The organism is Carnobacterium sp. 17-4 (assembly GCF_000195575.1).
Lineage (GTDB): Bacteria > Bacillota > Bacilli > Lactobacillales > Carnobacteriaceae > Carnobacterium_B.
In genome coordinates this window covers 98,311-115,603 of the sequence record NC_015391.1, presented here as the reverse complement: position 1 = coordinate 115,603, position 17,293 = coordinate 98,311, and the positions used below count along the sequence as shown (strand labels likewise).

General features: G+C 33.2%; 17 protein-coding genes, 1 pseudogene and 1 riboswitch. Of the genes and pseudogenes, 9 read left to right on the top strand and 9 right to left on the bottom strand.

Annotated features, from left to right (window positions below):
• Window positions 1-111: 111 nt before the first annotated feature.
• The 4 genes from dhaK to CAR_RS00570 all read left to right on the top strand — a co-directional run bounded on the left by dhaK (window position 112) and on the right by CAR_RS00570 (window position 2,769).
• A complete protein-coding gene (gene dhaK, locus CAR_RS00585; RefSeq protein ID WP_013709805.1) occupies window positions 112-1,101 on the top strand; it encodes a dihydroxyacetone kinase subunit DhaK in 990 nt (329 codons plus the stop codon).
• A gap of 20 nt (window positions 1,102-1,121) precedes the next feature.
• On the top strand, window positions 1,122-1,709 hold the full coding sequence (dhaL, locus tag CAR_RS00580; RefSeq protein ID WP_013709804.1) for a dihydroxyacetone kinase subunit DhaL: 588 nt from the start codon (window positions 1,122-1,124) through the stop codon (window positions 1,707-1,709).
• Complete coding sequence (dhaM, locus tag CAR_RS00575) at window positions 1,702-2,076, top strand: dihydroxyacetone kinase phosphoryl donor subunit DhaM (RefSeq protein ID WP_013709803.1); 375 nt, start codon at window positions 1,702-1,704, stop codon at window positions 2,074-2,076. Before dhaL ends, dhaM begins: the two co-directional genes overlap by 8 nt.
• A 258-nt stretch (window positions 2,077-2,334) precedes the next feature.
• A complete protein-coding gene (locus tag CAR_RS00570; RefSeq protein WP_202944999.1) occupies window positions 2,335-2,769 on the top strand; it encodes a DUF2798 domain-containing protein in 435 nt (144 codons plus the stop codon).
• 138 nt (window positions 2,770-2,907) lie between these two features.
• On the opposite strand, the gene CAR_RS00565 is transcribed toward CAR_RS00570, so the two are convergent.
• The 4 genes from CAR_RS00565 to CAR_RS00550 all read right to left on the bottom strand — a co-directional run bounded on the left by CAR_RS00565 (window position 2,908) and on the right by CAR_RS00550 (window position 10,070).
• Entirely contained in the window at window positions 2,908-4,572 is a 1,665-nt protein-coding gene (locus CAR_RS00565) for a glycerol-3-phosphate dehydrogenase/oxidase (protein ID WP_013709801.1), read from the bottom strand.
• 43 nt (window positions 4,573-4,615) lie between these two features.
• Window positions 4,616-6,130: a glycerol kinase GlpK gene (gene glpK / locus CAR_RS00560; RefSeq protein ID WP_013709800.1), complete on the bottom strand. Its 1,515-nt coding sequence runs from the start codon at window positions 6,128-6,130 to the stop codon at window positions 4,616-4,618.
• 170 nt (window positions 6,131-6,300) lie between these two features.
• Window positions 6,301-7,818 carry a glycerol kinase GlpK gene (gene glpK / locus CAR_RS00555; RefSeq protein ID WP_041556038.1) on the bottom strand — a complete coding sequence of 506 codons (1,518 nt, stop codon included), beginning with the start codon at window positions 7,816-7,818 and terminating at the stop codon, window positions 6,301-6,303.
• Window positions 7,819-8,234: 416 nt separating this feature from the next.
• Window positions 8,235-10,070, bottom strand: a complete 1,836-nt coding sequence (locus tag CAR_RS00550; RefSeq protein WP_013709798.1) for a heavy metal translocating P-type ATPase — start codon at window positions 10,068-10,070, stop codon at window positions 8,235-8,237.
• 98 nt (window positions 10,071-10,168) lie between these two features.
• Window positions 10,169-10,272: riboswitch (NiCo riboswitch) on the bottom strand.
• A gap of 286 nt (window positions 10,273-10,558) precedes the next feature.
• Between CAR_RS00550 and CAR_RS00545 the strand changes: the two genes are divergently transcribed.
• Complete coding sequence (locus tag CAR_RS00545) at window positions 10,559-11,077, top strand: helix-turn-helix domain-containing protein (protein ID WP_013709797.1); 519 nt, start codon at window positions 10,559-10,561, stop codon at window positions 11,075-11,077.
• A gap of 3 nt (window positions 11,078-11,080) precedes the next feature.
• Here CAR_RS00545 and CAR_RS00540 read toward each other — a convergent pair whose 3' ends face one another.
• A complete protein-coding gene (locus CAR_RS00540) occupies window positions 11,081-11,563 on the bottom strand; it encodes a DUF5626 family protein (RefSeq protein WP_148229374.1) in 483 nt (160 codons plus the stop codon).
• A 350-nt stretch (window positions 11,564-11,913) separates the two neighbouring features.
• Between CAR_RS00540 and CAR_RS00535 the strand changes: the two genes are divergently transcribed.
• Window positions 11,914-12,129, top strand: a complete 216-nt coding sequence (locus CAR_RS00535) for a hypothetical protein (RefSeq protein WP_013709795.1) — start codon at window positions 11,914-11,916, stop codon at window positions 12,127-12,129.
• An 812-nt stretch (window positions 12,130-12,941) separates the two neighbouring features.
• Here CAR_RS00535 and CAR_RS00525 read toward each other — a convergent pair.
• Window positions 12,942-13,286, bottom strand: coding sequence for a hypothetical protein (locus tag CAR_RS00525; RefSeq protein WP_041556035.1), 345 nt, complete (start codon window positions 13,284-13,286; stop codon window positions 12,942-12,944).
• 419 nt (window positions 13,287-13,705) lie between these two features.
• On the opposite strand from CAR_RS00525, the pseudogene CAR_RS00520 reads away from it, so the two are divergent.
• The 3 genes and pseudogenes from CAR_RS00520 to CAR_RS13215 form a co-directional block, all read left to right on the top strand.
• Window positions 13,706-13,900: pseudogene (locus CAR_RS00520) on the top strand (helix-turn-helix domain-containing protein); the annotation flags it as partial.
• 47 nt (window positions 13,901-13,947) lie between these two features.
• On the top strand, window positions 13,948-14,193 hold the full coding sequence (locus tag CAR_RS00515) for a hypothetical protein (RefSeq protein WP_041556034.1): 246 nt from the start codon (window positions 13,948-13,950) through the stop codon (window positions 14,191-14,193).
• Between the two features lie 727 nt (window positions 14,194-14,920).
• Window positions 14,921-15,094 carry a hypothetical protein gene (locus tag CAR_RS13215; RefSeq protein WP_013709790.1) on the top strand — a complete coding sequence of 58 codons (174 nt, stop codon included), beginning with the start codon at window positions 14,921-14,923 and terminating at the stop codon, window positions 15,092-15,094.
• Between the two features lie 7 nt (window positions 15,095-15,101).
• On the opposite strand, the gene CAR_RS00505 is transcribed toward CAR_RS13215, so the two are convergent.
• The 3 genes from CAR_RS00505 to CAR_RS00495 all read right to left on the bottom strand — a co-directional run bounded on the left by CAR_RS00505 (window position 15,102) and on the right by CAR_RS00495 (window position 17,120).
• Entirely contained in the window at window positions 15,102-15,326 is a 225-nt protein-coding gene (locus CAR_RS00505; protein WP_041556032.1) for a hypothetical protein, read from the bottom strand.
• Window positions 15,327-15,876: 550 nt separating this feature from the next.
• Window positions 15,877-16,479, bottom strand: coding sequence for an NUDIX hydrolase N-terminal domain-containing protein (locus CAR_RS00500; protein ID WP_041556749.1), 603 nt, complete (start codon window positions 16,477-16,479; stop codon window positions 15,877-15,879).
• 89 nt (window positions 16,480-16,568) lie between these two features.
• Window positions 16,569-17,120 (bottom strand): tyrosine-type recombinase/integrase, encoded by a 552-nt coding sequence (locus CAR_RS00495; RefSeq protein ID WP_013709787.1) that lies wholly within the window; start codon window positions 17,118-17,120, stop codon window positions 16,569-16,571.
• Window positions 17,121-17,293: the final 173 nt, after the last annotated feature.

Here is a 17,293-nt window from a genome sequence, read left to right as displayed (position 1 = left end):
TAAATCGGCTGATTTGTCAACCTCACCAATCGTTTGCTTTGTTCTTTGCTTTAAAAACGATTACAATGATAATGAAGTCAATCAAAAAATACTCTAGGGGGTCTGGAACAAATGAAAAAAATCATCAATGATCCATCAAATATTTTAGATGAAATGCTCAGTGGATTAGTCTTTGCCTATGAAGATTTAGTTGAACGCTTACCTGAAACATCTGTCATTCATCGTAAAGTTGAACATACAGGAAAAGTTGGTTTAGTAAGTGGTGGCGGAAGCGGACATGAACCTTCTCATGCTGGTTTTGTCGGAAAAGGGATGTTGTCAGCTGCCGTTTGTGGTGAGGTATTCACCTCTCCAACTCCTGACCAAATATTAGAAGGCATTAAGGCTAGTGATGAAGGAAAAGGCGTATTCTTAATTATTAAAAACTATTCTGGAGATATTATGAACTTTGATATGGCTAAAGAGTTAGCAGAAATGGAAGACATTGAAGTTGATTATATCGTAGTAGATGATGATATTGCCGTTGAAGACAGCACATATACTGCTGGAAAGCGTGGAATTGCTGGTACTGTTTTAGTTCACAAAATTTTAGGTGCCGCTGCTGAAGAAGGCTTATCTTTAACAGAAATCAAAACATTAGCAGACAAACTTATCCCAACTGTAAAATCTTTAGGTGTTGCATTAAATCCTGCAACTGTACCAGAAGTTGGTAAACCAGGATTTGAATTAGAAGCTGATGAAATTGAATTCGGCGTAGGTATTCATGGCGAACCAGGTTACCGCAGAGAAAAACTTCAACCTTCTGCTACCTTAGCTAAAGAATTGGTGAATCAATTGAAAAAAGAATTTCAATGGCAAAAAGGGGATTCCTTTGCCGTTTTAGTTAACGGTATGGGTGGAACTCCATTGATGGAACAATTTATTTTTATGAATGATGTGAAACAATTGTTAACAGATGAAGGACTAACGTTAGACTTCAGAAAAGTTGGCGACTACATGACTTCTATTGATATGGAAGGTCTTTCTCTGACTTTGGTCAAATTAGAAGATTCTAGTTGGTTAGAGTATTTAAATGCACCCGTAACAACAATTGCTTGGTAAAGAAAGGGGAACAAAAATTTATGTTAACTCAAGAAACTGCAAAAAAATGGATTGACCTTTTTATTGAACAAATTTTAGAAAATAAAGATTATCTTAGTGAATTAGATACTGCTATTGGGGATGGTGACCACGGAAACAATCTTGCTCGCGGAGCTAACGCACTAACTGAAGCGTTACAAACTAAAAACCCTGAAACGTTACCTGACCTTCTTAAAGTAACCGGAATGACTCTGGTCAGCAAAGTTGGAGGAGCTTCAGGCCCACTACTAGGTTCTGCTTTCATTAACATGGCTAAGGCTAGCCAAGACAGTGATGACCTAGCTACCGTCTTAGAAGCCGGATTAGAAGGCATCCAAAAACGTGGTAAAGCTGTGGCAGGAGAAAAAACCATGGTCGACGAGTGGATTCCGGTTGTTGAAGCTGTAAAATCAAAAACTTTAACGAGTTCTTTTATTGACGAAACTGTTGAAAAAACGATAGATATGAAAGCTACTAAAGGACGTGCATCATATTTAGGCGCACGCTCTATCGGCCATATTGACCCAGGTGCTATGTCTAGCAGCTATCTGTTTAAAACAATGATGAAAGCAGGTGTTTACGATGAGTAAAGAGTATGGCGTATTGATAGTTTCTCACGTATCCGAAATTGCCGATGGCTTAGCGAAGTTAATCAGTGAAGTTGCTAAAGATGTCACTGTTAAAAGTGCTGGTGGAACTCCAGAAGGTGGAATTGGAACCAGCTTTGATCGAATTGAAGAAGTTTTATCTTCATTTAACGAAGAAAAGATTCTGGCTTTTTATGACTTAGGCAGTGCTAAAATGAATTTAGAACTAGCGATTGAGACCTCTGATAAGACCGTTAATTTATATGACACTGCTTTAATTGAAAGTGCCTATACTGCAGCTGCTTTATTGCAAGCGGAAGCTCCATTAGATGCTATTGAAGAACAATTGATCACCTTAAAAATAAAATAATACCATTTAACTAAATAAAGAACCACTCTCTATAATGGAGAGCGGTTCTTTATTTTGGTTGAAAAACGTATTTATATTTTCATGTAATTTTCATGAAAATTTTACTTACGAAAGAGCTATAATGTCTGATACACTTCTTATAGATACACAAAAAAGGAGTTTTTTACTATTAAAGAAGTAAAAGAAAACAGATTGCCCCACAATGCTAAAGAAGGAATGTTATACGGTCTTATTATTTGCACTATAACTGTTATAGTTATGAGCACAGTAAACATTGGTCTAGAATTTGGAAAACTTGATACAGAAGTATTCATGATTATTCTTAAATCTTTTCCTATTATCTTGATCATTGCTATGCTGCTAGAAGTACTCGTTATTGGACGTATTGCAGAAAAATTAGTGCAAACTTTTTCCGATGACACCGATGGATTTAACGCAAAAATATTATTTACCATCTTTTTTACTGTTATTGGGATGTCATTGATTATGACAGTCATTGGCACTATGCTTGGAAAAGGTTTCGCCTTATCTTCATTTGAATCATTATCACATTGGCCTAGAAATTTTTGTATCGCTTTATTTTGTGAGCTTTTGATTGCTCAACCACCTGCACGATTTGTTATGAAAAAATTGCATGCACGTCAAGAAAAAAACACGATTGCAGAAGACAACTCTTCTATAGATTTTGATTAAGATCGTATCATTAAAATGATACTAAAAACTTGCCTTTCCTTTTTCATGGAAAGCAAGTTTTTTTTTGAACACATACTAAAATAAGTACTAGGATCACAAAAAGAGAATGAGACTTTTATCTCACCCTCTCCTAATTCGTTATAAATTTGAAAGATCAGCTTCAGCAATCGTTTCTTCTAATTCTGCAACCATTTTTTCTTTTGTTGTTGCATCCCATTGATAATAGTAAGTCATAAATTCAACAACAGCTTCTTTTGTCTCAAGAACATGATGATGATCAAATAAAATGCTTTCTGTTCTACGATCAAAGAAATCTGTAGGTGTTAGAGCCATTTCATTTTCTAAAGTGTAGATAAGAAATAGCGCATCCCCTAAATCTAAGTTAGCAGGTTTTGTGAAAGAGTTAGCTCGATCAAAAATTTCGCTAGCATTTGAACCAAACCATCTGACTAATTTTTCTGCTTCTTCTTTTGAAAGACCTGTTTCCATTCCTTTTTTAGCTTGTTCTTCAACATAAGCATCAAACTTACTTCCTAAAGGAACATCTCCGCCTGATAATTTAACTACTTTAGTATCTACTTCAGGGTATTCTTTACCCGTTTTTTCTTTCAAACGTTTTGAAATTAATTTTAACGATCCCTCAGCCATCTTACGGTAATCGGTTAATTTCCCTCCCGCAATCGTGATTAACCCATTTTCAGATTCTGTTAATGAACTTCCTCTAGATACTGCTGATGGATTTTTCCCGCCGCTTTCTGCAATCAAGGGTCTCAATCCAGCCCAACTTGCTTCAATATCTGATGCGGTTAATTTAGCTTCTGGAAATCGATAGTTTACCGCTTTTAACAAGTAATCGATATCTTCTTGGGAAACTGTTGGATGATTGATGTCACCAGTATAGTCCGTATCCGTTGTTCCAAAATATGTTTTCCCATTACGTGGAATAATAAAAATCATACGATTATCGAAAAAACTAGAATCAGTATAAATAGGACCATTCACATGCAAACGTTCTTCAGGAACAACTAAATGAACCCCTTTCGTTGGGCGCATTCTTTGTTCAGATTCTGCTGCACTCTTTTCTCTGGTTTCATCTGACCATGGGCCGGTAGCATTCATAATAATGTCAGCTTTAATGTCAAATTGTTCCCCAGTCACTACATCTTGGGCTTTTACGCCAGCTACTTTTTGTTGATCATCAAATATAAAATCAACAGCTTTAACATAATTAGCAATAATAGAACCAAATTCATTCGCTTTTTTCATTAATTCTGTCGTGATTCTGGCATCATCCGAAGTGTAGTCTAGATAAACTCCAGCTTGTAACAAATCTTCCTTTTTAAGCGCTGGTTCACGTTCTAAGGTTGCGTCTTTATCTAAAAAATAATTTTTGTACTCTTCTTGAACATCCGATAATTCATCATATAATTTCAAAGCTACTTCTGCAGAAAATGAAGAAAATGAAGCCCCTTGCTCATCATAGATAGGCAATATCATAGGTGTGGGATGAACAATATGTGCAGCATTGTTATAGATAATTTCACGTTCTCTAGAAACCTCTGCAACATTTTCCACATCAAACTGTTTCAAATAACGTAATCCACCATGAATCAATTTTGTTGAACGGCTACTTGTACCCGATGCAAAATCGCCCATCTCAATTAAACCATTTGCTAAACCTTTAGCTCCAGCTTCTACAGTGATCCCAGCACCAGTGATGCCCCCTCCTATAATGAGTAGATCCAGTTGAGTGGATTTTAATTTTTCGATATTTTCTTGTCTAGTTTTTGCTGAAAATGCCATATTATTTCCTCCTCTAACTATTTTAAACACCTGTGATTAAAGTTTATTTTTTTCTTAAAGGTTTGTGTTTGAATGCCTTTGTTGCTTCGACAGCTGATTGCCAACCGGCATATAAATCTTCTCGTACAGATTCTTCCATATCAGGATCATACGAGGCATCTTTTTCCCAAGTTTTCTTGACTTCATTTCCATCTTTCCAAAATCCCGTTGCCAAACCTGCCAAATATGCAGCTCCTAAATTTGCCGTTTCGGTTTCTTTTTGGCGTTCAACACGTTTGTCTAACATATCGGATTGAAATTGCATTAAAAAGTCGTTTTGAGCTGCTCCACCATTCACACGTAACACTTCAATTGGAATACCTGATTCTTCATTCATCGTATCTACAACTGTTTTTATTTGGTATGCCAGAGATTCTAATGTCGCACGAATAAAGTGTTCTTTCGTTGTTCCACGAGTTAAACCTAAGATTGATCCTTGTGCATCTTGATCCCAATATGGTGCTGCTAAACCAGTAAATGAAGGCACTACGTAGACATTGTCCGTTGACGTTACTTTTTTGGCATACGATTCAGTGTCAGGCGTTGTTTTAACCATTCTAAGTCCATCTCTTAACCACTGCAATGCGGATCCAGCCACAAAGATACTCCCCTCTAACGTGTATGTGATCTCACCATTAATCCCATATGCTATAGAAGTCAATAATCCGTTATCTGATTTAATCGGCTTAGTACCCGTATTCATAATAATAAAGGCACCTGTACCATAGGTTGCGTTAACCATACCTTCTTCATGTCCTTCATGCCCCAACAAAGCTGCTTGTTGATCAATTGCCATACTCGCAATTGGGACTTCTCCACCATAGAAATGTGAGGGTACGGTAGTTCCATAAACTTCAGAAGACGATTTCACTTCTGGCAACATTTCTTTCGGAATATCTAGTAATGCTAAAATATCTTCATCCCATTTTAGGTCATAGATATTAAACAGCATCGTACGGCTTGCATTTGAATAATCGGTAACATGTGCTTTTCCGCCTGTTAATTTCCAGACCAACCAAGAATCGATTGTTCCAAATAAAAGTTCGCCTTTTTGAGCACGTTCTCTTGATCCTTTAACATGATCCAATATCCATTTGATTTTAGTTGCTGAGAAATAAGAATCAACTACTAATCCTGTTTTATTATGAATATAGTCTTCATGACCATCTTCTCTTAATTGTTTTGCGATTTCATTGGTTTGCTTAGATTGCCACCCGATAGCTTGATAAATAGGCCTACCAGTTGCTTTGTCCCAAACAACAGTTGTCTCACGTTGATTGGTAATGCCCACGCTATTAATGTCTGCTGGTTTTACTCCCGATTCAATTAATACTCCTGCAATAACAGACAATACAGATAACCATATCTCATTTGCATTTTGTTCTACCCAACCTGGAGCAGGGAAATTTTGTGTGATTTCTTTTTGTGAACTCCATTTTTGATTGCCTTTTTCATCAAACAAAATTGCTTTCGTCATATCTGTTCCTTGACTGATTGACATGATATATTTTTTACTCATATGCTGCCTCCTAAATAATAACCACATTTTTTCGACTATATAATATATCTTATTTTCCTTTTAACAGTTTAAATAGAATGAAAAAGAACATCCTAAATAAAAGATGCGCTTTTCCATTCTATCTTTAAATCTTAAATTACTCAAAAATAACGATTTATTCCCGCTAGGTCTTATTTATCTTTTCTTTTAGATTTATGTTTGAATACTCGTGTAGCTTCTACAGCTGATTGCCAACCTGCATACAAATCTTCACGTTCTTCTTCTTCCATATCTGGTTCAAATGTAGCATCTTTTTCCCAATATTTTTTGATTTCATCTTGGTCTTTCCAAAATCCTGTTGCTAATCCAGCAAGGTAAGCAGCACCTAGAGCTGTTGTTTCACTGATTTTAGAGCGTTCAATTTTAGTGTCTAAAATATCTGCTTGGAATTGCATCAGGAAGTCATTTTTCGATGCTCCACCATCCACACGCAATGTTTTAATTGGAATGCCTGATTCTTTATTCATTGTATCTACAACATCTTTTGTTTGGTAAGCCAATGATTCAAGTGTTGCTCTGATGAAGTGTTCTTTCGTTGTACCACGTGTTAAACCAAAGACAGCTCCACGAGCATCTTGATCCCAATAAGGGGCTCCTAATCCTGTAAATGCTGGTACGACATATACATTTTCTGTTGACTCCACTTTTTTAGCATACTCTTCTGATTCTGGAGCTGTTCTGAACATTCTCATTCCATCTCTTAGCCATTGGAGTGCTGATCCAGCTACAAAAATACTACCTTCTAAGGCGTAAGTGATTTCACCGTTTAAACCATAAGCAATCGATGTAAGCAGTCCATTGTCTGATTTAATTGGTTCTTTTCCGGTGTTCATAATAATAAAGGCACCTGTGCCATAAGTGTTTTTAACCATTCCTTTTTCATATCCTACTTGACCGAATAACGCGGCTTGTTGGTCACCTGCCATACCGGCAATTGGAATTTGTCCACCATAGAAATGTTCTGGAATCGTTTTGCCATATACTTCTGAAGAAGATTTTACTTCTGGCAACATTTCTTTGGGAATATCTAGTAATGCTAAAATATCTTCATCCCATTTTAGGTCATAAATATTAAACAGCATCGTACGGCTTGCATTTGAATAATCAGTAACATGAGCTTTTCCGCCTGTTAATTTCCACACCAGCCAAGAGTCGATTGTTCCAAATAAGAGTTCGCCTTTTTGAGCACGTTTTCGTGATCCTTCAACATGATCCAAGATCCACTTAATTTTAGTTGCTGAGAAGTAAGAATCGATTACTAATCCCGTTTTATCTTTAATTAATTTTGTATGTCCATCTTGTTTTAATTGATCTGCAATATCATTTGTTTGTTTTGATTGCCATACAATGGCGCGGTAAATTGGTCTACCAGTTGCTTTATCCCAAACAACGGTTGTTTCACGTTGGTTGGTAATTCCAATACTATCAATATCAGATGGTTTTAATCCAGATTCAATCAAAACGCCTGCAATGACTGATAAAACTGAAATCCAAATTTCGTTCGCATCATGCTCTACCCAACCTGGTTGAGGAAAATGTTGAGTGAATTCTTTTTGAGAACTCCATTTGGGGTTTCCTGCTTTATCAAATATGATTGCTCTAGAACTAGTAGTACCTTGATCAATCGACATAATATATTCTTTCGTCATTTTATTCCCTCCAATAATGTAATACGCTTTCACGCGTTTCACAACTAATGTACCGCTAAAAAAAACACTTGTAAAGCGTTTTACCTCAGCGTTCCCTTGAAGATGTAAACGATTTTCTTATGTTTCTCGTATTTTTTTCACAATACAACTATAAAATTCACTATTAAACGAATTCCTTTTATTTATTCACTATTTATAACAGTACTTTAAAGTCGTTTTTCCTTTTGGATAAGCTTAAATTTCAATAAAATCTTAAAATAACTTTTTCTACTTAAATTATGTGAAAAATTTATTCAATATTTCTTTTTATTAGTTTGTTTTTTTTATATTTGGCTATTTTCTCATTTTATTTCAAAGGAACGCAAAAAACAGAACGCCATTAATTTGGAGTTCTGTTTTTTTATTTTGATTAGGCTTCACTTTTTCTCCTTTTGCAATAAGCGTAGTCCGTTCAAGATAACTAAAATTGTTGAACTTTCATGGAAAACAACACCTAATGGTAAATCTAAATACCCTAAAAGATTTAAGAAAATCAAAATGACAATGACACTGATTGAAAAGATAATATTTTGCTTAATAATACGGTTTAATCGTCTACTTAAATGATAAGTGTAAAGTAATTTAGCTAAATCATTTTTTACGATTACGATATCAGCAGATTCTATTGCTACTGAGGAGCCGCTACCCATAGCAATACCAATATCAGCATTCGCTAATGCTGGTGCATCATTGATTCCGTCTCCAACCATTCCAACTACCTTTTTATCTTGCTGGCTTTTTAAAATGTAATTGATTTTATCTTCTGGCAGACAGTTTGCTACATAGTCATTTATTTTGACTTCTTTAGCAACTTTTGAAGCTACTTTTTCATTATCACCAGTTAATAGCAATACTTGAACGCCTGCTTTTTGAAAACCTGCTACTGCTTTTATTGCTTCATATCGTATTTGGTCAGAAAGAGAAATATATCCAACAATTTCTGTGCCCTTTGCTACAATAATAGTCGTATTTTCTTCTGTTAATTTATCAAGATAATGATTTTTATCAGAGTACTCACAAAAATCGCTTGGTTTGCCTATTGTGATTGTTCCTTTTCTAACACCTGATCCAGCTATTTCTTCCACAGGTTCTGTAGTATCAACGTCTTTAAAGGTTCTATCTTTGAAAGCTGCAACAATCGCATTGGCTATAGGATGATTAGATTGTTGTTCCATATAGATTACTTCATTAAGAACATCATCTGGAACTTCATAATCTAATACTGTGAAATCACCAAGTGTCAATGTCCCTGTTTTATCACTATACAAAATATCCATCGTGTTCAAAGATTCCATCGCTGCCCCACCTTTAACTAGTACCCCATTTTTTGCCCCATTGCTTATGGCACTAAGGGTTGCTGGTGTAGCAGAAGCGACCAAAGCACATGGGCTAGCAACGGTTAGTAAAACCATTCCTCGGTAAAAAGCTTCTTGAAAGCTAAATCCATTAATAGTATAGAGGATAACAATAAAAATGGGTACAATAATTAGAACAGCAATTACATATTTCGTTTCAAATCGATCAATAATTTTTGAGATTTTCGAGGGTCTTTTTTGTGCTTCTTCCACCATGCGAATAATATTTGAAAAAACAGTTTGATCACTCGTTTTATTCACTTTAAGATGAAATGCATTACCTTCATTGAAGGTCCCAGAAAAAACTTCATCTCCGTTTTCCTTTTCAACAGGTAATGATTCTCCAGTAAGACTTGCTTCATTGATTTGTGTCTTCCGATCCGTATACCCATCGATAGGTATTTGAGCTCCTTTCGAAATTACTACGGTATCACCAACTTTTAAGGTGTTAGTAGGTACCTCAACAACTTCACCATTTTTTTTAAGTAATTGAGCTACAGCTGGAACATGGGACATTAATTCAGAAATAGCACTTTTCGATTTATTAGTAGCATATGATTCTAAGGCTTCTGATCCTGCAAAAATTAATAATAGTATAGCTCCTTCTGATTCATAACTGATTAAGCATGCACCTAAAGCCGCTAAAATCATAAGCAAATCAACATTTGGAGCTTTAGAATGAATTGTTTCTATTAGGGCTTTTTTTGCCGAAAAGAAACCTAAAAATAAAATTGCAAAGTAAAAGGAAAATTGACTATAAAATCCTCCTAATGAATTCAAAACAAAACCACTAATCGTAAAAAAAATTCCAATCATTAAAAATTGACCTGAACGTGTGTTACTTAAAAATTTCAACATTTCCCTCTTCCTTTCTATAAATATTATCCATTTAGTAGCTAGATTTTCCCTTCTCAATAAAAATAAAAACAAAAAAAGGCATACCTATAGCACAGTATTACTGTCCCACAGGTGTACCTTTTTGGCACTACTCTGCTATCACACACCGGTGATCCGGCTGCACATACCTCAATAGGTACACCGCCTGTTCAGATTTAAGTAGCTCTCATTCAGAAGAGCAAGTTAAATTAGATTTATACATGAATATATTATCATTTAAATAATAGCATATCAATAGAAAAGGTTAGACCTTTAAAGATTAAATTTTTAAAGGTCTAACCAAAATGACCTGAAGTATACTAAAATCCTAATCTGAAATTCAACAACTTCCCAATAATTTTAAAAATGACACTTAGCTAATTGGTTGCCACCTTGTAACTTTTAGCTTATGGTCAATAATCTTTACTTTCGGTATGATAGAGCAATAAGGAAAAAAAGGAGGAAGACAGATGGTATTAGGAGAACGATTAAAGCAAAGTAGAATGAATAAAAGGTATTCGCAAGGAGATGTAGCAAAGCATTTACATATTTCAAGACAGTCTATTTCAAAATGGGAAAATGGCAATAGTTACCCTGATTTGGATAATTTAGCAAAGTTAAGTACCTATTACGACGTTTCAATTGACGAATTATTAAAAGAGGATCAGAAACTAAAAAAAGAAATAGAGGAAAATAAAGGGGAAACTGAAAATAATGTTCACAAATTAGTTTTTATTCATGGAGATACAGATAAAGACGAAGGTCTAATACTGTTGATTCTTACTTTTGTGGGTTTTCTAATTGCTCCATATGGTATCTTTGTAGCCCCAATTGTAATCAAACGAAATAAAAAAACAAACACACTACATAAGATTATTTATTTTGCGTGTGCTTGTTGTTTGCTCGTTAATCTATTCGTTATTTATAGTCTTGTAACAGATACTTTAGGATGGGGAGGAACAACCACTGTTGAGTATCTTGGCGAGTAGCCCTTAATAGGTTATAGAAATACTGCCGCCAGATAATTTAGCTCTTAAGTTTGTGGATGCTTCGCCAATTAGTAACTTTCGTTTCAAATAATAGGTGGCTTGTGTAGCGTTATCTACTTTCAATTGTGAACTCTTAAACCTCCCTGTGTAGGCTACTGCCGAAGCAGAATGGGCTCTTGTAATTTTATGGTTACTTACGTCAATCTTATAACTTGCTTTCCATTGTAAAGCTTTTTCTTTCGTAATTTTATATGTACCATTCTTGACACTAGTTGCCATAATGGAAAATTGGGGTTCTTCTTCAATGGTAATAGTGTAGGTCTCTCCTTGATCATCTTCAACTTCGAATTGCTTTACTCCACCTTGTTTCATGTCATAAACGACACTATCTTCTAATGAGGAAACATTTTCTTCAGCATGTACCTTTGCAGTAGTGATAAAACTAAAAAAAGTGAACCAACCTAAAAGAAAAACTATTTTTTTCAAATGAATCCCTCCATACATTTTTTAGTAACATATAAAATATAACAGATTAGATTGTATTAATAACGCTTTATTTTATTTAAATGAGCAATTATTAATTATTAATGTCATAAAAAATTTGTAATTGAAAAATCAACAGGAGCATGCTTAATTATTTCCTTTTTTGAACAAGTGGCACCACTACTTCTTATGCTTTGTACTTTATAGAGTAGCTCATTACTGAGAACTCTTTTTGATTGTTCTTATCCTGATGTAAATCAATAGGTGCTAAAAAGCAACCACTGGTTGATAGGAAACAATCACTATTATTGATAGTCTTAAAGTAGTAATTTAAAAGAAAGAGGGAGATTTTGGTGCCGACAATTGAAGATTTTCGTTCTAATTATAATTCAATTATTCTTTCAGAAAAATTAAGTCCCAACAAAAAGAATATATTACTTGAAAATTTATTAAACGAAATTGACTATATCTATTTTGACACATATGAGAAAGAACGATCGATACTTGAACAACAGGAAGAAGCAAAAGAACTTTATAAGAATATTAAAGCAACTTTAATTGATTCTTAGAATTAAAAAGAACATGTAATAGTAACTTAAATACTTAAAATAGTTTATTATTGATTTAGAATTAACAATTATTTTAAGGAGCATTCTAACTTTTAATCCAGTGAAAGATAAACTGATTTCATTACAAAAGGCCATCATTCATATATATGAATGATGGCCTTTTTACTGTTGATATTATGTTAAGTATCCTAAAATAAAATTGCTGTTTTAAAAACTGGACGATAGTTAGTTCTTAGTGGTTATTTTTTTGTTTTTTCTCAAAGACATATAGTAAAAAAAAAGCCCCAACAAATTTTAAAATACCGGTAATAATAAAATAATATATATCATGGTTTAAGTTATATATTTCTCCACTATTATAACTAACTAAAAAAACCCAGATAATAATACTAGTATATTTCAATGTTACAACTCCTTAAATAGTAAAAATCTATATAGCCATTATTTGGACGTTTATCTCTTTTGTCTACTTTTTCTGACTCTTAAAATTTCAATTAAAGTAATCCCTAGGGAGCTATATAGTCCTACACCAATAAAGTCTTTATTTACTAGATACTCTATTGAAATACCAATAAAACTAGTAAATACCATTATTAGTATGACATAAGTATATGGATGTTTTTCTGTAAATTCTTTATATTTATTAAACATAACCTCACCTCTAACCTATATAGTTACTTCATTTTGTATTTAGTTACAACCACTTTTCTTTTGATTTCATCGTTTTTCAAGTGCTTTTTTTAGATAATTCTCTAATATAATCCATCCTTACACTGTCAGTAATACTCATATAATAGTTTTTGATAGTCCAATTAATAGTTGAAGTTTAAATTTTTTTCCATATATTTAGAAAAAAAAGAACCATTTGCATAGAGAAGAAATCCTAAGAGTAGGATCACTTCTGTTTCTACTTTTGAGAGAACTAGAATCACAACGATAGAAACAAAGATATCTATTAATCCACTTAAGATAGATAAAAGTTTAAATTTAGTCTGTTTTTCTTTAGTTAAATGGCTAATTTGGTATGATTTAATAGGAGATACCGTAAAATAGCCTACAAAAGGAGAGGTATATCTACCCAATAAAATATTTAATATGCCAATCAATTTACCTAAAATAAGTAGCGATAGAAAGGTAGTATTTATAGTATTTATCAAAAAAAAACCTCAATTCATTTGTTTATACAGTTTATTTGTTATTCGATAGACAGGATTAATTAGATTCCTCAATATTCTGAATCTGATTTTCGCAGGAAACAATAGCCCATAATAATTAAAAAATAACCAAAAATAAGGTTGTTGTTTAACACAGCCAAAATAGCCCCACAAAAAATAAGAATTGATACAACCTGGTAACAACTTCTTTTAGTTACTTTTTTCATTATACTATCTCCCATAGCTAATCTCCTAACTGTCTAATTCATAATTCTATTATCTATTTAATTTCATGAAATTAAAAGAACGCAGTGGTTTACATAGTAGCAACCATTGGTTGCTACTATGTAAACCACTGCATTATAGGCAATAAACCTTACTTTCAGTATAATAGAAATAAGTAAAGATAAGGAGGAGGATCATTGTTATTAGGCGAAAAATTAAAAAGTAGTCGAGTCAAAAAAGGGTTTTCTCAGAACGATGTGGCAGAAGAGTTACATATTTCAAGACAATCCATTTCAAAATGGGAAAATGACATCAGCTATCCTGACTTAGATAACCTGGTTAAATTAAGTACCTATTATCAAGTTTCAACTGACCATTTATTAAAAGAGAATTCCTAATAAAATAGAACAAATTGAAGAATAAAGGAGTGGCAATGAAAATGGAAAAAACTAAAGTAAGCCGATTAAAAGAAGGGTTTTTATATGCCTTACTTTACATAGGATTCAAGGGAATCAAAAATCTTATTTTTGATTATGGAGAAACAAGTCAACTGTTCCATGAATTAAGCCACGCACCAAGGTATGTAATTGGAGTAGTTATCCTTACTATCTTAGGATTATGGCTGTTTATTGGTTTGCTAATTGGAGGAGTATTAATTATTTCAGATGTCTCGAAAAGACAATGAACCCTATTCAACTGAAAATAGCATAAATAAATGTTACACTACTTTTAAAACAATTTAATAGGACCTGAATTATCCCAAATTTATTCTATGGTTTACTTAATGTAAGATGTACACTTTGTTTTAGGAGGATTATTTTGAATAAAAAAATTTTTAAGCAACCAAATTTTCATCTGGCTAAAAAAGCCATAACCACAAATTAGACTCTGTCGTAAGGTCGCCTTAAAAGGAGTGATACGATGAAAATAAACAAGAGCTTTTTTTGGATCCTAGTATTTTTATATGCAGCTGTAACATTTGTTTTAAATAATGTACTTCAGACGACTATAGGTAAATTTTTAATGCAATTAAGTTACTTAGCTTTAGCCCTTGGACTAATCTTTTTTATATATAAACTACTTAAAATTTCAATCAAACAATTTATTTACAATCGCAAAAAATAATTTATTTATAATACTCTACTAAAAAACGATAAAGGTACGAAAAGGAGAACTGAATTACTAGTGATTACTTTATTAGAAAATTTAAAAACAGTAGCAACACTCTTACTGCTTCTATGTACACTCATTTATTATAGAAGTTTACGAAGTAAACGAAAGATCCAAACACTAACATCATTCGAAAAAACAATGTATATACTAACAACTGTTTCAGTAGCACTATACGTTTTTAGTTACTTTGCTTTAACTTTATAGTAAAAAATACTTTAATCTAGAAAGTAGGTGGGAATATGAATGATATTTTAAAATCAATAATTATTTTTGGAACGGTATTTTTAATCGTTTTATTTGGCGGTTTAACTCTAAATTTATCACCATTACTGCTATTCTTGGGGGCTTCACTAATTGTATTTCTAGTAATAGGCTATCAAGCATTCAATGCCATTAAAACCAAGGTAAGGTAGACAACAATTATAGGTTGTTTATTTTACCTTTTATACCTATTAGTCCCCAAAGAATTAGCAAGATAGCTAAGAAAAAGACGATTATTAGTGTTACAAAAAATAATAAAGTCGCAGTGACTTCTCCAGGACTAATTAAATGAAAAATAGTTAATAAAATAAATACTCCACTTAAGGCAGCTAAGAACATAAAATAGTTACCTTTTCTTATTTTTTCATCTAACTGTTTAACCATTTTAGGATCTCCTTTCATTAATTCATCTAAAAAAATAGAATAAATCTCGCTAATTAAAAGAAGACTATTGAGATCAGGTAAGTTCCGGCCATTTCCCCAACTTGAAATCGTTTGCCGTGATACATGTATTTTTTTCTGCTGTCTCTTCTTGTGTCGTCTGTAGATTGTTCCTTCTTTGTTTTAATCTAGTCGCTATTTTCATATATTTCCTTACATTTACTTTAGTTAATTTTTAGAAGTTTCACTATCAAAAGTGTTTATAATACTGCTATTATAGCAATAAAAGTATTTTACATTTCATTTATCCCGATATAAACTTTCGTGAATTTTTTGTTGCGTGACCAAACATTATTATCAGAGTATCCACGTCATTGCCTTTTTATAATAGTATTTAAGCAAATAAGCCCCTCCATTTTATTATGGAGGGGCTTATTTGCTTACTGAGTTTTATGTAACGTGATTCTTATTTATAGATTCAATTTACTTGAAGATAGCTAACAATTGGGATCTATTTTAGAAATCCTTTAATTCAGAGTATGAGCACTATTCATTAATCAAAATAGACATTTTTACTACTAGACAATTTAGTTAATTGTTCTTTAGTTGTTCTATTTAAAGATAGTGGAGGTAAGTCATCTAACGTAAAAAAATCCATATCAGAAGTTTCTATATTTTCTTTGAATAGTCCGTCATCATTGACAGTACAATCAAAAACTAGTTTATAATATTGAAACATTTGAGGAATATCTTTTCTCAAATTGGTATCGAATACCGCTATCAACTCACATGACTCAACAATTAATCCAGTTTCCTCAAGCACTTCTTTTATAACATTTTCTTTAGGCGTTAATCCTACTTCTGCATAACCACCCGGCATAGCCCATTTTTTTGTCTTAGCATCTTCTACAAGTAAGATTTTTTCATCTTTTTTTATATAACCTCTAACATCTATTTTAGGAGTAGGGTATCCTTCATTAGAATCAACAATTTTTTTCAATTTTTCAATCGGTTCATTGCTCAAATTGCTTATTAACTTTAATGATAGTTCTTGTAATTCTTCATATCGTTCTTTATCAAATAAATCTTTCCCATAAAATAGCCCCGCTTCAGCTATTGAAAGTAATCTTCTATAGTGGTCTAAATAATTGTCTATCACGTTATTTCAGTCCTTTCATAGTGTCTCTAATGTTAACGAAAGAGAACCCTTTAACTCAAGTAAACACGCTAAAAAAGTGCGTAGCATTAAAATCCTAATCTAAAATTAAGCAATGTCTCGCTAATTTCATCTTCATTGATCCCAATATAGCGTTTGGTGATCTTTTCGCTGCTATGACCGAATATTTCCATCAGAGTGGCCACGTCTTTGGTTTTCTTGTAATAGTGGTAACCAAACGTCTTACGCAGCGTGTGCGTGCCAATATCGTCTCTTCCTAACAGCTTAGCGACCTTTTGAAACATCTGATAGACCGTATTCACTTCTACATGACCACCTTTGGTGCTAGGAAACAAATAATCCTCTGGCTTTAAGTCTTTCGTATACTCCTGGATCAAGTCCTGCAGGCTACTCAAATACAAAATGCGAGTTTTTCCTGTTTTTTTCTCGACAATACGGGGATTTTTTGAGGAAATAAGGTCTTGTTTCTTTAATTTAACGATATCCGACATGCGCAAACCGCTATTAATGCCGATCAAAAACAGAAAAACATCCCGATCTGCGTTTTTATTGCGTCTTAAACAAAATAAAAAGTCGTTTATTTCTTGTTGCGTTCTTAATGGTTGGACGTTATAACTCATTTAAAAGCCCTCTCCCCTCACAAAAGTGATACATGATTTTATTTATTATACCACGAAATCATGTATTGGCGGGCGATATAAAAAAACCCTATTAAGACAGGGTTCTCGATACACGTTTTTATATAATTTCGTGTATCTAACAAAGTATTATGAATATGTAAAACTCAACCAGA

What these genes read in the sequence shown, in the direction of transcription:
- CAR_RS00545 (WP_013709797.1), top strand. Translation starts at nt 10,559, where the DNA reads ATGGTATTAGGAGAACGATTAAAGCAAAGTAGAATGAATAAAAGGTAT.
- CAR_RS00565 (WP_013709801.1), bottom strand. Translation starts at nt 4,572, where the DNA reads ATGGCATTTTCAGCAAAAACTAGACAAGAAAATATCGAAAAATTAAAA.
- CAR_RS00570 (WP_202944999.1), top strand. Translation starts at nt 2,335, where the DNA reads ATGAGCACAGTAAACATTGGTCTAGAATTTGGAAAACTTGATACAGAA.
- CAR_RS00495 (WP_013709787.1), bottom strand. Translation starts at nt 17,120, where the DNA reads ATGAGTTATAACGTCCAACCATTAAGAACGCAACAAGAAATAAACGAC.
- dhaM (WP_013709803.1), top strand. Translation starts at nt 1,702, where the DNA reads ATGAGTAAAGAGTATGGCGTATTGATAGTTTCTCACGTATCCGAAATT.
- dhaK (WP_013709805.1), top strand. Translation starts at nt 112, where the DNA reads ATGAAAAAAATCATCAATGATCCATCAAATATTTTAGATGAAATGCTC.
- CAR_RS00550 (WP_013709798.1), bottom strand. Translation starts at nt 10,070, where the DNA reads ATGTTGAAATTTTTAAGTAACACACGTTCAGGTCAATTTTTAATGATT.
- dhaL (WP_013709804.1), top strand. Translation starts at nt 1,122, where the DNA reads ATGTTAACTCAAGAAACTGCAAAAAAATGGATTGACCTTTTTATTGAA.
- glpK (WP_041556038.1), bottom strand. Translation starts at nt 7,818, where the DNA reads ATGACGAAAGAATATATTATGTCGATTGATCAAGGTACTACTAGTTCT.
- CAR_RS00505 (WP_041556032.1), bottom strand. Translation starts at nt 15,326, where the DNA reads ATGGTTAAACAGTTAGATGAAAAAATAAGAAAAGGTAACTATTTTATG.
- glpK (WP_013709800.1), bottom strand. Translation starts at nt 6,130, where the DNA reads ATGAGTAAAAAATATATCATGTCAATCAGTCAAGGAACAGATATGACG.
- CAR_RS13215 (WP_013709790.1), top strand. Translation starts at nt 14,921, where the DNA reads ATGAATGATATTTTAAAATCAATAATTATTTTTGGAACGGTATTTTTA.
- CAR_RS00515 (WP_041556034.1), top strand. Translation starts at nt 13,948, where the DNA reads ATGGAAAAAACTAAAGTAAGCCGATTAAAAGAAGGGTTTTTATATGCC.